This window comes from Lysinibacillus sp. 10T31 (assembly GCF_056394365.1).
In genome coordinates, this window is sequence record NZ_JBFTHS010000025.1 from 51,066 (window position 1) to 67,542 (window position 16,477).

Here is a 16,477-nt window from a genome sequence, read left to right on the forward strand (position 1 = left end):
TATCGCAACAAATGAGGAGGTATTTTATGAAAAAAATTATGACAACTACATTTTGCTTCAATAAATAGATTCCTCACGAACTAAAGCCAAGCGTTGCAATCCCTTGAAAATTATTCTTGAAATAACCCAACCTCAGATTTTCATCAAAAGCCTCTATTTTTGGCCCCCATTATATCCAATGCTTTAAATCTATAATGTATAGCACTCAAACTTTCTGATTATATATTAGGAAATCTGCTTCACCTAGTTATAATTATAAAAAATTACCCTATAAGACAGACTTTTAATGTCTATCTTATAGGGTACAGTTAAAATTATAAAGGTTCTTTTTATTATTGAATAACGCCTAGCTCACGGCCGACTTTTTCATAGATTGCTAGAGCGTCGTCCAGCATTTCTTTTGTATGTGCCGCTGTAGGCATGTTACGAACACGTCCTGTGCCTTTTGGAACCGTTGGGAAAACGATTGATTTAGCGTAGACACCTTCTTCAAATAGGCGATGGGAAAATTCCTGCGTAAGCTTTTCATCACCAATAATACATGGTGTAATTGGCGTTTCAGATGCACCAATATTGAAGCCTAGCTTAGCAAGACCCGCTTTTAAATAATCGCCATTTTCCCAAAGTTTATCGTGAAGCTCTGTTGAGTCAATCAGCATTTGCACTGCCGCTGTAATCGCAGCAACATCACCTGGTGGTAATGCCGTTGAGAATAAAAACGGACGAGAACGCACTTTCAGCCAGTCAATTAAATTTTTCTTACCTGCTACATATCCACCAACAACACCAATTGCTTTAGAAAGTGTACCAATTTGGAAGTCAATTTCTTTTTCTAAACCGAAATGCTTCACAGTACCCTTTCCTTTACCTGTTACGCCTGATCCGTGTGCATCATCAACGTATGTTATTAAATCAAACTCTTTCGCAATCTCAACGATTTCTGGTAATTTTGCAATATCACCGTCCATTGAGAATACACCATCAGTAATGACCATGACTTTATTGTATAAGCCTGATTCTTTTGCTTCCTTTGCCTTCGCACGTAAATCGTCCATATCAGAGTGATTATAGGCAATGATTTTCGCACGTGATAAACGACAGCCATCAATAATCGATGCATGGTTTAATTGGTCTGAAAGGATCGCATCATTTTTATCCATAACAGCTGAAATAGCTGCCATATTACAGTTAAAACCTGATTGGTAAGAGATCGCTGCTTCTGTTCCTTTAAATTCAGCGAGCTTCTCCTCTAATTTTACGTGTAGATCAAGTGTACCGTTAATCGTACGGACTGCTCCAGCCCCCACACCGTATTTCTCAATTGTTTCTTTGGCAATACGCTTTAAATCTGCATTCGTTGCTAAGCCAAGATAGTTGTTTGAGGATAGATTAATTAGATTTTTGCCACGTACCTGGATAGTTGGTCCGTTTGCTCCCTCTACTGGATCAATTTCATTGTATAAGCCTTGATTGCGTAAGGCTTGTAGGTTTTCATCTAAAAATGCATTCAATACTTTTGACAAGCGTATCATCCTTTCCTAGGAACACTATTCTAGTTCCTAGTGTAGCACAAGCATGCTATTAGAAAAATTACTTTGTTAATCTTTCGAATAGTGGGGCAGTTTTTTCTCGCCAAAGCGATGAAGATAAACAATTATCTATTAATCGACGAACAGTATACTCCGCTTCCGCATAACGCTTCGAATAACCCATTGCATCCTGCATTGCTTCTTTATACTTTGCCCGAATATCTTCAATTTTAGCTTCTGCTTCCTGTGAAATTGCGCAATGTACCCCTATATCGAAAATTTCATCTCCTAGTCTTCCATCCTGAGGTTCGAAGACATGTGGATCTGTACTATCAAAGATGCAAAAATTCAATTCCGGAATAATAACCATATCAACAGAGTTTGAATCCAAGCCACACCAAATAATTTGTGCATCGAGCCCTCTCGCATTTGCTTCGTCTGCTAAACCTTTCATTAAAGAAGATTTACCTGTACCCGGCTTCCCTTTGATCATCAATCTTCGAGATACATTTTTTGTTATGCTATCTACTGTATTTTCGGCCCCCCTCGGTGTTAACGTTCCGAGTAAGCGATGCGTACGCATTCCTGTTTTATTTAAGACGATTGACTGGAAAACATCTGTCTTTAAATTTTCAACTTGGTCATTTAATGCCTGCCAGTTCATACAGCTTTGTGTAACTACTTCCCAATCATCATGGATCTTTATAGCACTATTAAGCTTCGAAATACACTTCTCACGCCACGACTCTCGTTCCGTCATAGCATCAGCGAGCTGTTCGCCAACCCTTTCAAGCTGGACTTCTTCTAAGCAATCATAAAATGACATTACCCGATGCTTTGTTCCAAGGAAAATCGGTTCAATCCCCCACCCTGATGACCATACAAATAGTCGATTACATCCTTGAACATACACTGCCTCAACAATATCCTCCAGCAAAGAATGCTTAAACCACTCCACCGCAAAGCCTTGCTTCACATAAAAATAACCTAGCTCTTTAATAAGCTCGGATCCTTTAAACGTAGGTGCACCTTGCAAAATATAAACTAATTCTGCCTCATCCATCATTTCTTTATATAAATGTTTAATTCCTTGCCCAGTCAGTGCGTGCCCATAATAATAGGTCACATTTCCGTTCAATAACGCTCCCCCTTTATCTTATGCCTTGCATTATATGAAGGAACGTTAAAAAAAATGAAGAGCTACTTTTATTTTTTACAAATAAAAGTAGCTTCCTATTTAATAGAATGGGATCATGTCCTCTACATTGCCAATACACTTCATTAATACTTTTCGACAATAAGGTAACGAATATTGCACAATATAGCCTGATGTTAAAGCAATGACCACAGTACCAACCCCAACAGGACCTCCGAGTAACCAGCCAAGAATTGTTACAAGCACCTCGATACCCATTCGTGCTGTTTTAATCGTTCCGCCAAATTTTTCAACAAGAATCATCATTAATGTATCCCGTGGCCCTGCCCCCATATTCGGAGCAATATACATACCACAGCCAAAGCTTAAAACAAATAAACCTACCACAAAATAAGTTATCTGTAAGCCATAAATACTTGTTGACGGTAATAGCCAATTAAAAACATCAATAAAAGATCCGATAAGAAGCATATTGAGCCATGTCCCGATTTTTGGCCATTCTCGTAAAACAATTGAAGTTGAAATAACAATTAAAAGCCCTGTTAAAATAGACCAAGTACCAATTGATAAACCAAAATTCTGAAATAAACCCACATGCAACACATCCCAAGGGCTCGTTCCTACGATTTTCCCTTTAATGGACATTGTAATTCCAAGTGACATCACCATTAAGCCACCAATAAAAAAAGTCCAACGCCACCCCGTAATTTTCCTCATTCATATCCTTCTCTCATGTATGATATTGCTCTAACAGTAACCTATTTCTACAAAAATCTTACTCTTACTTCCTGACAACTTAAATAAAAAACTACCCAACATATCATGCTTGGGTAGTGGTAATTGGTGCGAGCTTTGCCTTTGTTGCAGCAACTAAATCATCTAGTTGTAGGTGGACTTGCATGCCGATTTTTCCGGCACTCACAATAATCTTTCCTTGCTCTTGAGCTGACGCATCAATGACAGTAGGATAAAGCTTCTTCATGCCGACCGGAGAGCATCCGCCTCGTACATAGCCTGTGTAGCCGAGCAACTCCTTGACAGGGAGCATGTCGATTTTCTTCTCTCCTATAACCTTTGCAGCAGCTTTTAAATCAAGCTCTTCTGCTACAGGAATAACAAATACAAAAAGCTTTTGTGCACTTGCCTTTGCTACTAATGTTTTGAAAACACGAGAAACCGGGTGACCAATTTTTTCAGCAACCGATATTCCGTCAACTTGGCCGTCACCTGTTTCATATTCAATTACTTCGAACTGAATTTTTTGTTGCTCCAATAATCTTATAGCATTCGTTTTCGCATGCTTCGCCTTAGCCATATTAAAAAACTCCCATCTGCAGCATTAGGCTATCATGGAGAACATAGGGTCATTTCCTGGTCGATAGCCGTCTTTCGCCATTTGAATATGAGTGGTATATTTTTCAGACGCATATTTAAATGTTCGCGCCTTATATGCCTCTGCATAACTCTTACCGAAAATTGTATCTGCAAATGGATTTAATTTCAATTCCTTCGAAAAACGTTCTGGCACTTTAACTTCAATTACTTCACGAACAAAAGCAGGCTCATCGAGTTCACTTTTATCTAGCTCTTGGCCATTTAATTGTGCTTGCATTTGCTGTATTTGATCATTTGCACTTGACGCTATACGTAAATCCTGTGGTGAAGATTGCGTGGGTGCTAGCGCTGTATTCCTCACCTGCTCTAAAATTTGTAACGTCTCTTCATCTACATGCTCTAGCTGTGAATTCTCAAGAGCTTCAGTTTTTTGCGTTTGCTCATGAGCGAGCACATTCTTTTTAGTTTGTTGTAAATCTTCAATAATTGCTTGCTGTTGAGGCGTGATTTCGTTGGATTCCTCTTTTTGTTGCTCATAGAGTTCTTGATCTGTATGCCCTAAAAGTAAATTTTCTAGCTCAAGCAATAACGGATTTTTCTTTGGCTGAAAATACAGTGAGTTTTTTCGATATGCATCACCTGCTTGTTTGCGCTGTAAAAGTTTTTTACGATTATAGTGTGATGAAATTCTTTCTTGTTCGATTAAACTTGATAGTTTCATATAGATTCACCTCGGCTTTCTTATTTAATATGCAATTTAAATAATAGATATGATAATTTCTTCTCTAATAGTTTCTGTACCCTAATTATCGGAATTTTCTTTACCAAATTCAAGAACAAATTAATACTAAGCTCCTAAAGGAATAACCCACTTTCGATAAAACGGGCATAAAGACCTATCTTCAAATTCATTTTTTCGTTCATTTATTACTGCAATATATAATTTCAATAAAAATTATTACTGTAACCACTTTATAAATGGTGTTAATTCACCACTAAAAAAAACAGCCCTTTAGCAAGGACTGTTTCTATCTATTTTTTTTAGATTTAATAAGTATACTTTTATAGGCTAGGTAACCAAGCCATGCTCCAAGTGTATTTAAAATTAAATCATCAATATCTGCCGATCCGACCCTAAAAATAAACTGGATAGTTTCTACCGCTAAGCTAGAGAAAAAGCCTACCCAAATAACTGTCCGAGCTTTCCGAAACTTTTTTGATAATAATGGAAGTAAAAAGCCCATTGGGGTAAATATTAATAAATTGCCGAGTAAATTAATAATAATGATATCAAAATTAAAATACTGAGAGTAATTTATATAACGAAGAATTGTATCAAAGGGAATAAAATTTGTAGTTAAACGCCAGTCACTATAATCAAACAGCCCTAATTCATCAAAAGAATATTCGCCATGGAATAAAATAATGATTACATTCACTAGACGATCAATGACTAGTTTATAAAAAGCTATAACGGAATAAATACAAAAAAATATCCAGCCTGTTATCTTAATTGGTAAATAATATGTATCTATCAATGAACGATAAGGTAATGGTAGCTTGGCACTACCCTGTATATTATTTTTTGTCATGCCTATACCACCTACTTCCCTATATCCTCTCATCATTTTAATATGCTCCACTTCCCCAAGCAAGTGGTAATAATAAGATGGGTAATGCGTTTCAAAGGCGCATTAGGAGTACTTATCCCCCTATACTATACGTTTGTCCAGGTTCAATTAGAAAAGAGATGAGTAAACAAATTTTAACAAAATTCTGTCCCCAAGCTTTCGGTGATGAACTTAAAAAATAAAAAAGCTGCCTCGATTAAACTGAGACAGCATTATTTCAGACTTTATACTGGATTTACTCCATGTTTACGTTCCGAGAATAATAAATATTTTGACATATAAAGCTCTAAACGTGATTCGAGTGCTTTTCTTAAATCTTTTGGCTCAATAACATCGTCAATGATAAGCTCTGAAGCTAGACGATAGACATCGATTTCCTCTTGATATTCTTTGCGCTTCTCTGCAATAAAGCTTGCTTGCTCCTCTTTTGGGAGTTCAGCAATTTTATTTGCATATACTGCGTTGACCGCAGCTTCAGGGCCCATTACAGCAATTTGCGCGTTGGATAGCGCAATACAGCAGTCTGGCTCAAAAGCAGGACCTGCCATTGCATACAGCCCTGCACCATATGCTTTACGAACAATGACCGTTAATTTAGGGACAGTTGCCTCGCTCATTGCGAAAATCATTTTCGCACCATGGCGTATAATCCCAGCCTTTTCGACCTGTGTACCAATCATAAAGCCTGGTACATCCGCCAGGAAAAGAAGTGGAATATTAAACGCATCACAAAGTGAAATGAACTTTGCTGCTTTATCAGCTGAATCGTGGAACAGAACGCCTCCCTTTACGCGCGGTTGATTGGCGATAATTCCAACGGATTGCCCATTAATGCGCCCAAGTCCTGTAATTAATTCTGGAGCGAATAATTTTTTCACTTCACAAAACGTATCTTCATCAATAATACGTTCAATTAGTTTATACATATCAAAAGGAACGTTTTGATTTTTTGGTATTAGCTCATCAATCGATTTATCAAATGAAGCTGGTGGCTTTGGAGCCTCTACCTTACCGCGCTCTGCATAATTGTTCGGGAAATAGCTCAAATATTTACGAGCATAGGCAATTGCTTCTTGCTCGTTTTTAGCAAGCACATCTCCGCAACCAGAAACAGAACAGTGCATTTTCGCTCCACCCATCGTTTCCAAATCTACCTTCTCACCAATAACCATTTCCGCCATACGTGGAGATCCTAAATACATCGATGCATTACCCTCTACCATGACCACAATATCGCAGAATGCAGGGATATATGCACCTCCTGCTGCAGAAGGTCCAAACAGTAAGCATATTTGAGGGATTTTACCTGAAAGCTTTACCTGATTGTAGAAAATGCGCCCTGCTCCTCTTCGACCAGGAAACATTTCTAATTGGTCAGTAATACGTGCACCTGCCGAATCGACTAGATACAGTAATGGGCAATTTAGCTTTTCAGCTGTTTCTTGAATACGAATCATTTTTTCTACTGTACGCTTACCCCAAGAGCCAGCTTTAATCGTAGAATCGTTTGCTAATACACAAACAGTACGGCCATGAATTTTACCGATTCCTGTTACAACGCCATCTGCCGGTAAATCACCAGCTAAGCAGTTTGCGTACAAGCCATCCTCTGATTGCAGCCCATCATCTAATAATAATTCGAGTCGTTCACGTACAAACAGCTTTCCTTGCTGTGCATTTTTATCGTGATATTTTGGAAGACCACCTGCTAAAATTTGTTCCTTCATTGTTTTAGTCGTATTTTCTGTCGGTACATTGCTCATATTTAATTCCTCCTTTTGCCCATTCGGTTACGCCTTAACATAATTGCAGTAGCATTCGTATTACTTCTCCCTTATGTTGCAATAATCGGTTCATCACCTAGCGTGGGGCTGATTTCCGTTCCAGCTTCCACTCCAATCAACTTATTGACATGGCATACGTTTTAACAAATAACAACCCCAGCTTTTTATGATGTGGCTAGATTTTATTGTTTTTAGAATCCTACTTTAAAACCATTCAAAACCCTTTATCAGAGCCTTTATTTCCCTAAGTATTGCGGTGTTCGCTTTTCTTGGAAAGCAAGTAAGCCCTCTAATCGATCTTCTGTAGGAATCAGAGCATTATATGCAAGTGATTCGATTTTTAAGCCCGTAGCTAAATCTACTTCAACGCCTTGATTCATGGCGATTTTCGCCTGTACTAAAGAAAGTGGTGCATTTTTTGCCATTTCGAGCGCAAGCTGCTGAGCCTTTTCAAGTACTTCATGTCCCTCATGAACGTACTCTACAATACCGTAGCTTCTTGCTTCCTCTGCATTTAATCGACGCGCTGTATAAATTAATTCCTTCGCTTTTCCAATGCCAATTAGTCGTGGAAGTCGTTGCGTACCTCCTGCCCCCGGGATGATACCGAGAGATGTCTCTGTAAGACCTAACTTTGCATGTGTTGCTGCAAGACGTAAATCACAGGCTAATGCTAGTTCGAGTCCGCCACCAAAAGCAACACCATTTAGTACGGCGATAACTGGTTGAGCGAGTGCTTCTACTTTTGCCACTGTTGTACCGATTAATTGCACAATCTGCTTTACTTGTCGGTCTGGCATCCCTTTGCGTTCTTTTAAATCTGCTCCTGCGCAAAAAGCTTTTTCCCCTGCTCCCGTTAGTAGGACGACTCGTACTGCCGGATCACCGTTTATGTTGTCGAGTGTCGTGCTAAGTTCGTGGAGTAGTTGTACAGACATTGCATTTGCAGCTTCAGGTCTGGAAAGTGTAATAAGCCCAATACAACCATCTATTAATTCAAAACGAACGAGTTGCGTCATAATTGACTCGTACTCCTTTCATTACGGGTAATCGCCATTTGTTTAGAGGCAACTGCTTTCCCTAGTTTCTGTTCAATAAATAGCGCAGCCTCTAGCACTTTATTCAGCTCTACACCCGTTTTAATCCCCATTTCATCTAATAAATACAATAAATCTTCCGTGGCCACATTACCTGATGCTCCTTTAGCATACGGACAGCCCCCAAGTCCACCAAGCGCACTATCAAACTTCGTAATTCCCATTTCTAAAGATTTAACAATATTTGCTAGCGCTGTGCCACGTGTATCATGGAAATGCATCGCAAAATTTTCCGCAGGGTATCTTTTTAGCAATTCTTCTAAAAGATTTTCCACCTGCGTCGGTACACCAACACCAATCGTGTCACCAAGCGAAATTTCATCGACGCCCATTTCTAATAATTTTTCTGTTACTCGCAAAACCTTTTCTGGTTGTATGTAACCTTCATACGGGCACCCAATCACCGTTGAGATATAGCCTCGTACGTTTTTATGAGCTGCCTTTGCCCCTACCACAACTTCCTGTAATATCGGAAATGTGTCATTAATCGATTTATTAATATTACTTTGATTATGGCTTTCACTTGCCGACATAAAAACGCTCACTTCATCTACTTCAGCCTGCAATGCACGTTCTAAGCCACGCATATTCGGTACTAGTGCTGCATACGTAATATCTTTTTGGCGTTTAATGGCTTGAAGCACCTCCACTGCATCTGCCAGCTGTGGAATCCACTTCGGATGCACAAAAGACGTTACCTCGATATAATTCAATCCAGTTTGACTAAGTAAATTCACTAGCTGTACTTTATCGGCAGTTGCAATATGCGTTTTCTCATTTTGCAAACCGTCACGAGGACCTACTTCCTTTAACGTTACATGCTTTGGTAGCTGCATAAAGAAACCTCCTTATTCGATTTCTAAAATATCATCATCAACGTTAATGAAATCCCCTTCGTTCGCTATGATTTTTGTAACCACGCCATCTTCTTCTGCTGCAATAGGAATCTCCATTTTCATCGATTCTAAAATGGCCACATCTTGTCCTGCTGTCACTTTCTCGCCTTCTGCTACAACGATTTTCCACACTGTTCCTGCCATGCTCGCTTTAACTTTTGCCATTGTAAATCCCTCCAAATGTATAAATGTACGGATAACGCATTCGCACTAAGTAAGTGCGAATGCTTTCATTTATTTCGTCTCTGCTAATTGCGGTAGATAATATTCATCTACAAATTTAGTTGTTGTATAGCCCTTTAAAAATTGTTCATGTGTGACTGTTTTCAACAGCATCGGAATATTTGTTTGAATTCCTTCTACTTTATACGCTTTTAGTGCCTCAATAAGTCGCTCACACGCAATTGCTCGTGTTTCTCCCCACACTACTAGTTTGCTAATCATTGGATCGTAAAAAGGTGTTACCGTAGTGCCAGCCTCTACGCCACATTCATGGCGAATACCTTTACCTGTAGGTAATTCAAAAACCGTAATTGTGCCTGGAGAAGGGAAAAAGGTCGAAGGATTTTCAGCGTAAATACGTACTTCAATCGCATGCCCTGTTCTTTCTATGCTATCGCGCGTAAATGCTAATGGTTGTTTTGCCGCAATCTTTAATTGCTCCTCTACAAGATCCAGTTTTGTAATTTCCTCAGTCACCGGATGTTCCACCTGTAGGCGCGTATTCATCTCTAAGAAATAAAAGTTTTGCTCTGCATCTACTAAATACTCAATCGTTCCAGCATTCACATAGCCAATATGCTGAACTGCCTTGACTGAAGCATCTAGCATACTTTTTCTTGTTTCTTCAGAAATGAAAGGAGATGGTGCTTCCTCAACTACTTTTTGATTTCTACGTTGAATCGAGCACTCACGTTCAAATAGTGGTACGACATTGCCATCATGATCCGCAATAATTTGTACCTCGACGTGATGAGGATTAGCAATAAATCGTTCCATATACATCGTGCCATCACCAAAGAATGACTGTGCACGCTTTTGATTTCCCTCAAAGGCTTTTGCCAATTCCTCTGCATTTTCTACGAGTTGCATTCCGATACCCCCGCCGCCAGCAGAGGCTTTTAACATAATCGGGTAGCCTAGACGGGAAGCAATTTCAATAGCTTCTGATACATCTTTCACCGGTGTCTCTACACCTTCAACAATTGGTACACCTGCCGCCTTCATTGTTTTCCGGGCTTCTAATTTACTACCCATCGAAGCAATAACGTCTGCGCTAGGCCCAATAAAAACTAAGCCCGCCTCTGTACAACGTTTAGCAAACTCAGCGTTTTCTGATAATAAACCATAGCCTGGATGAACAGCTTCAGCACCGCTTTCCTTCGCCACTTCAAGAAGACGATCAATATTTAAATAACTTTGTGCAACAGGTGGTTTTCCGATACAGAACGCCTCATCCGCTTCCTTCACATGTAAGCTTTCAGCGTCTGCCTCGGAATACACCGCAACTGTTTGAACATTTAGTCGTTTGCATGTTCTTATAACACGTCTTGCTATCTCTCCACGATTTGCAATTAAAACCTTCTTGAACATAACACTGGCCCCCTTCTTACCTCACTGTTGCAGCAAAACTTTCTCGTAATCTATACTTTTGAACTTTTCCTGATGCAGTCATCGGATAGTCGTTGATGAAGAAAATATGTCGTGGTATTTTATGTCTAGAGATTTTATCCCGACAATAATCCTTAATCTCTTCCTCTGTTGCCTGCTCTCCTTCTCGCAAAATAACCCAAGCTGCCGCTTCCTCTCCATAAACAGGATCAGGAACACCCGCAACCTGTACATCTGCAATTTTCGGGTGTGTGTAAAGGAATTCTTCAATTTCTCGAGGAGATATATTTTCACCACCGCGAATAATCATATCTTTTAAACGCCCTGTTACACGCACATAGCCCGCCTCATCCATCGTTGCCAAATCCCCGGTATGCAGCCAACCAGCCTCATCAATAGCAAGAAGCGTTTCTTCTTGGTTTTTATAGTATCCTTTCATGACCTGGTAGCCTCTCGTACATAGCTCCCCTTGCTCATTCGGCGCAGCTTCTTCGTCTGTACCTGGAACGACAATTTTAACTTCCAGATTTGGCAATGCACGCCCAACTGTTTCTACCTTTAACAATAGCGGGTCATCTGCTCTTGTTTGTGTAATAACAGGTGAGGCTTCTGTTTGACCGTAACAGATAGTAACATCCTTCATCCCCATTTTGTCGATAACGGCCTTCATCACCTCAATAGGGCAATTAGAGCCTGCCATTACTCCAGTACGCAACGTCGATAGATTAAAAGACGAAAAATTCGGTAAATTAAGTTCGCTAATGAACATGGTTGGTACGCCATGTAGCGCGGTACATTTCTCTTTTTCGACCGTTTGTAGCACCTCAGCAGGTGAAAATTCCTGAACTGGCACCATCGTCCCGCCACTCGTTGTAATTGCTAATGTACCGATTACACAGCCAAAGCAATGGAAGAATGGGACAGGGATGCACAAGCGATCTTCAGAAGTTAAACGCATACATTCTGCAATATTAATCGCATTATTGACTAGGTTATAATGCGTTAACATGACACCTTTCGGAAAACCTGTTGTTCCCGATGTATATTGAATATTAATAACATCATCATAATGAAGTGCTTGCTGTCTTTGATCTAATTGCTCCTCTGTTATTTGCTCTGCAGCAGATAAAACATCAGACCAGTTTAGCACGCCAGGGTATTTCGTCTCGCCAATTAAAATAACATTTTTCAATAAAGGTAGTCGCTTTGATTGCAAATTACCCGGTTCACAATGTTCCAGCTCTGGACACAACTCTTGCAGTGTATTCATAAAAGAATGGTCTCGATAATTTTCAATTAAAATAATCGTTTTTGCATCGGATTGTTTCAATAAATATTCCAACTCGCTTGAACGATAATTAGTGTTGACAGTTACGATAGGGGCACCCATTTTACCTGTACCAAATTGCAGCTGTACCCATTCTGGGACATTGGTCGTCCATACTGCAATATGCTCGCCCTTCTCTATTCCAAGAGCCATCAACCCTCTAGCTACTAAACGACTTTGCCGATTGAGCTCCTCGTAGGTCATACGTAAATCCCTGTCTGCATACACTAATGCTTCTCGCTGTGGGTATTTTTCAGATTGTTCGTCTAGCAATTGACCAATAGTTTGATACACAAGTTCTGCCATGAAAATCCTCCTTTTAGCTACTTAAGATGATTAACAGCCTATTAAACGAGAAATAACGAGACGTTGAATTTCAGATGTTCCTTCACCGATTTCCATTAACTTAATGTCACGCAGATGACGCTCTACATCGTATTCTTTCATATACCCTGAACCGCCGTGAATTTGAATGGCTTGATTACAAGTGCGGAAGCCCATTTCAGAAGCAAATAATTTTGCCATTGCCGCTTCCTTCCCGAACGGTTTCTTTTGATCTTTAAGCCATGCCGCCTTATGTACTAACGTACGTGCAAGCTCTATCTCCATTGCCATATCGGCTAATTTAAATTGTATCGCCTGAAGTTTTGAAATTGGTGCACCAAATTGTTCACGTTCTTTTGCGTATTTTAATGATTTCTCATAAGCTGCCTGTGCAATTCCTACAGATAATGCAGCAATGGAAATACGCCCTCCATCTAAAGTATTTAAAAATTGGCTAAATCCGCGTTTTTCATCCCCTAAAAGATTAGCCCTTGGTACACGAACATTTTGCAAAATAATCTCACATGTATTGGAGCCACGTACGCCCATTTTGTCGTAATTGCAGTTGATCGTTACGCCAGGAGTATTAGTTGGTACAATGATAGCTGAGATGATTTTTTTACCATCTTCACGTTTACCTGTCACTGCAGTCACAATAATTTGACGTGCATGGCCAGCATTTGTGATCCAGCATTTTTCACCATTAATGATGTAATCATCACCATCAATTACGGCTGTTGTACGTGTCCCACCAGCATCTGAACCTGCATTTGGCTCTGTTAGACCAAACGAACCTAATGTTTCTCCCTTCGCTAACGGAACAAGCCATTCCTGCTTTTGCTCCTCTGTACCGAAATTATAAATAGGCGAAGCACCTAAGCTAACTGCTGCTGCATAGCTTAATCCTGTGCCACCACACGCACGACCGATTTCTTCAACAGCAAGTGCGTAGGAAACAGTATCTCCGCCTGAACCGCCGTACTCTTCAGGAAATGGAATACCTAATAAGCCTAGCTCTGCCATCTTTTCAAAGCTCTCTATTCTCATCGTCGATGTCTCGTCAACCTCACGAGCATACGGTTTAATTTCATTTTCAGCAAAATCACGTACCATGTCTCGAATCATTACTTGCTCTTTCGTTAGTTCAAAGTTCATCCCCAGTCCCCCTAATGTTTAATGTGCCATAGCGAATTTCGTTCAGATGATAGTTGTAAAAATCAATTATGCCTCGGCATAATTGCGTCCGGAATCGGCTTTGTGCCTAGGCCTGCACGATGCAGGTCAGTTAGCCGTTATCGCATGGATGCGATGATTTTAGGCTAACATCCCCTAAGAACTCCTTTCCGATTCCGTGACATCCGCCGGAGGCTTTGGGCCAACATGATGTTGATCACTCAGTCGTGTGTTGCTGTCGCTGCGCTTTCGCACAGATAAATTGCCACAGGACGTGGCGTTCTTAGACTGAGTTCTTCTATTTCAACGAGTGTTTGGACACCCGTTTAAAGAAGTTAATACCGACTAGTCGGTTTGTTTTAAATATTAATAAAACCAGCTTTTGCTTCTGGCTTCTCCTTGATCATAAATTGAACTGCTTCTTCCATTGCTTGTTCAGTGACAATCGCACGCAATACCATATCCGTAAAGACTTCTGTAATTTCCTCCATTGTTAATGGACCTGATTGCTTAAACCATTTATATGTCCAGTTAATCATCCCAACAATAGCCATCGTTACAATAGTACAAGGTAGTTCTGTACGAAAATCCTTTGTTTGTTGGCCTTCCTCTATGACTTTTTGTAAAATATCCCGATATTGATCTCGTTTTTTATGAATAATTTCACTATATTCCTCTGGCAGTGAACGACTTTCCTCATAAAAAACAGTAATATGTGCTTGGTACATATCAAATACTTGGGTCAGTGTTTGCAGCATTGCACATAAACGTGTAATCGGTGTATCGTATTTGTCATATGCTTCCTGTGACTGTTTAATAACATATGAAATAAATACATCGTGAATTTCATACAACAATTCATCTTTCGATTTAAAATTATGATAAAATCCACCCTTTGATGCACCAATGTATTCAACAATGCGATCAACAGTGACATTGTGATAGCCATCTTGCTGAAATAACACGACAGAAGCGTCAACAATGCGTTGTTTTAACGTTTTCTTTACCATAGGCATCTATCATCCTTCTTATAACTCTTTACTCCATCACTCTTTATAATTAGAAAAAGTTTTGGGTCATCACCATCATGTGTGGTTGATTTCCGTTACGAATAGAGGCTTTCAGTCTTCACTCCAATCAAGCAAAATGCCATCCCAACTCTCGGTGACGAAACCTGATTTTTCTTAATTATAAAAAAACTATGACACCATTAATATAGCATTTACAAAAATTAGTGTCTAGCATCGATATAGATTTTATTTAAAATTACGAGAATTTATTTTACATAAAGCAGAATTTTTTAAATAACTACAGATCGATTTCGCCTCAGTATAATTGACGTCGACGCTTCGCTTTCGGTAAAAGAGAGATTTGTAACTGCCATTTCACTTACGTTACATAAAACACTTGCTGAATGAAGATAAACAAACATACAATTACTATATGATTTCCAACCTGTTTTCATTACTAAAATCCAAAAAAATTCCCTAGCGTTGTATAAAAACACTAGAGAATCTCAAAAACATGGTTATGAAGCCTTTGGTATTTTACGAAGCCACGAGATGATGATCGCAATGATTAATGCAAAGCCTAAATACCCCATTGTTGAATAAACCTTTCCAACTAATGTCGTGAACCCTACTAAACTCGCGACGAAGCCTATTAAACCAATCACCACAATACCTATTTTAAAATATTTATGATCAGGCGCTATAAAACGTACTGTAAATGCATAAAGCATTCCAACAGCTGTATTGTACATCATGCCTAATAAAGCAATAGACATTAAGATACCCACTACAGGATGAATTTGTTTTGCTAGCTCTAATGTTGGCATTGCTGCCCCACCAACTACATCCATTTTAACGAACAAAGCAATATTAATAAGTATGATTAAAACACCGAGCATTAAACCGCCAAGAAGACCACCTAATCCAGCTACCTTGCGCTCTTTTACCGTTCCCCCCATAACAATTAACATCGCAGTACCGGCAGCTATGTTATAAGATACATAAAGAAGTGCGCCCAATATCCAATTTGAAGCTGCAGATGTTTGCTCTTGCGCTAACACATTCTGTTCTGCAATGGTTAAGTCCATTGTGAAAATGGAGTAAATTAAAATAATAAAAACGATCCCCATTAAATATGGCGTCACTAAAGCTATTATATTAATAATATTTTTCACATTTAATAGCAATGTTAAAATCGTAATGATTACCATAAAAATACTGCCAATCATCGGATTTATACTAAACATTTGCTCAAATGTTGACCCCGATCCAGCAAACATAACAACCGCAACACCAAATAAGAAGAATGTAATGACAATATCTAATAGTACCCCAACATAACGTCCACCAATTTGATAAATAACCTCCTTATGAGAGGTCGTTTGTGAATCTGCTCCTAATTGCGCTAGACTCATCCCTAAAAAGGCAAATGCGATTGTCGCGACAATTCCCCCCGCTATTCCGTAAAGACCAAAGCTCGTAAAATACTGCATAATTTCTTGTCCTGATGCAAAGCCAGCACCAACGATTAATCCTACAAATGCGCCACCTATCTGCCAACTTTTTTTCATAGAACACCTGCTTTTTCTAATCAATTATTTTCA

General features: G+C 39.4%; 15 protein-coding genes. All 15 read right to left on the minus strand.

The annotated features are described in order from the left end of the window. Positions 1 to 332: 332 nt before the first annotated feature. Entirely contained in the window at positions 333 to 1,532 is a 1,200-nt protein-coding gene (locus tag AC1DCY_RS15685) for a glycine C-acetyltransferase (protein ID WP_477351581.1), read from the minus strand. A gap of 58 nt (positions 1,533 to 1,590) precedes the next feature. After that, entirely contained in the window at positions 1,591 to 2,667 is a 1,077-nt protein-coding gene (locus AC1DCY_RS15690; protein WP_477351582.1) for a nucleotide kinase, read from the minus strand. Positions 2,668 to 2,766: 99 nt separating this feature from the next. Further along, complete coding sequence (locus AC1DCY_RS15695) at positions 2,767 to 3,402, minus strand: YczE/YyaS/YitT family protein (protein ID WP_477351584.1); 636 nt, start codon at positions 3,400 to 3,402, stop codon at positions 2,767 to 2,769. 103 nt (positions 3,403 to 3,505) lie between these two features. Continuing rightward, positions 3,506 to 4,000: a Cys-tRNA(Pro) deacylase gene (gene ybaK, locus AC1DCY_RS15700; RefSeq protein WP_477351586.1), complete on the minus strand. Its 495-nt coding sequence runs from the start codon at positions 3,998 to 4,000 to the stop codon at positions 3,506 to 3,508. A gap of 24 nt (positions 4,001 to 4,024) precedes the next feature. After that, entirely contained in the window at positions 4,025 to 4,741 is a 717-nt protein-coding gene (locus tag AC1DCY_RS15705) for a hypothetical protein (RefSeq protein WP_477351588.1), read from the minus strand. A gap of 307 nt (positions 4,742 to 5,048) precedes the next feature. Next, positions 5,049 to 5,648, minus strand: a complete 600-nt coding sequence (locus AC1DCY_RS15710) for a VanZ family protein (RefSeq protein WP_477351590.1) — start codon at positions 5,646 to 5,648, stop codon at positions 5,049 to 5,051. A gap of 227 nt (positions 5,649 to 5,875) precedes the next feature. Further along, a complete protein-coding gene (locus AC1DCY_RS15715) occupies positions 5,876 to 7,414 on the minus strand; it encodes an acyl-CoA carboxylase subunit beta (protein ID WP_477351591.1) in 1,539 nt (512 codons plus the stop codon). A gap of 257 nt (positions 7,415 to 7,671) precedes the next feature. Continuing rightward, positions 7,672 to 8,454 (minus strand): enoyl-CoA hydratase, encoded by a 783-nt coding sequence (locus tag AC1DCY_RS15720; protein WP_477351593.1) that lies wholly within the window; start codon positions 8,452 to 8,454, stop codon positions 7,672 to 7,674. After that, complete coding sequence (locus tag AC1DCY_RS15725) at positions 8,451 to 9,368, minus strand: hydroxymethylglutaryl-CoA lyase (protein WP_477351595.1); 918 nt, start codon at positions 9,366 to 9,368, stop codon at positions 8,451 to 8,453. The genes AC1DCY_RS15720 and AC1DCY_RS15725 overlap by 4 nt, the downstream gene beginning before the upstream one ends. Before the next feature lie 12 nt (positions 9,369 to 9,380). After that, positions 9,381 to 9,593: an acetyl-CoA carboxylase biotin carboxyl carrier protein subunit gene (locus AC1DCY_RS15730; RefSeq protein ID WP_477351597.1), complete on the minus strand. Its 213-nt coding sequence runs from the start codon at positions 9,591 to 9,593 to the stop codon at positions 9,381 to 9,383. A 69-nt stretch (positions 9,594 to 9,662) separates the two neighbouring features. Next, the gene (locus tag AC1DCY_RS15735) at positions 9,663 to 11,021 is read right to left on the minus strand and encodes an acetyl-CoA carboxylase biotin carboxylase subunit (protein ID WP_477351599.1); all 1,359 of its coding nucleotides are present in this window, start codon (positions 11,019 to 11,021) and stop codon (positions 9,663 to 9,665) included. 16 nt (positions 11,022 to 11,037) lie between these two features. Continuing rightward, positions 11,038 to 12,672, minus strand: a complete 1,635-nt coding sequence (locus tag AC1DCY_RS15740; protein WP_477351601.1) for an AMP-binding protein — start codon at positions 12,670 to 12,672, stop codon at positions 11,038 to 11,040. Positions 12,673 to 12,702: 30 nt separating this feature from the next. Next, positions 12,703 to 13,845 carry an acyl-CoA dehydrogenase gene (locus AC1DCY_RS15745; RefSeq protein ID WP_477351603.1) on the minus strand — a complete coding sequence of 381 codons (1,143 nt, stop codon included), beginning with the start codon at positions 13,843 to 13,845 and terminating at the stop codon, positions 12,703 to 12,705. A gap of 377 nt (positions 13,846 to 14,222) precedes the next feature. After that, positions 14,223 to 14,873, minus strand: a complete 651-nt coding sequence (locus AC1DCY_RS15750; RefSeq protein ID WP_477351622.1) for a TetR/AcrR family transcriptional regulator — start codon at positions 14,871 to 14,873, stop codon at positions 14,223 to 14,225. Between the two features lie 518 nt (positions 14,874 to 15,391). Continuing rightward, on the minus strand, positions 15,392 to 16,444 hold the full coding sequence (locus AC1DCY_RS15755; RefSeq protein ID WP_477351605.1) for a YkvI family membrane protein: 1,053 nt from the start codon (positions 16,442 to 16,444) through the stop codon (positions 15,392 to 15,394). Positions 16,445 to 16,477 lie beyond the last annotated feature (33 nt).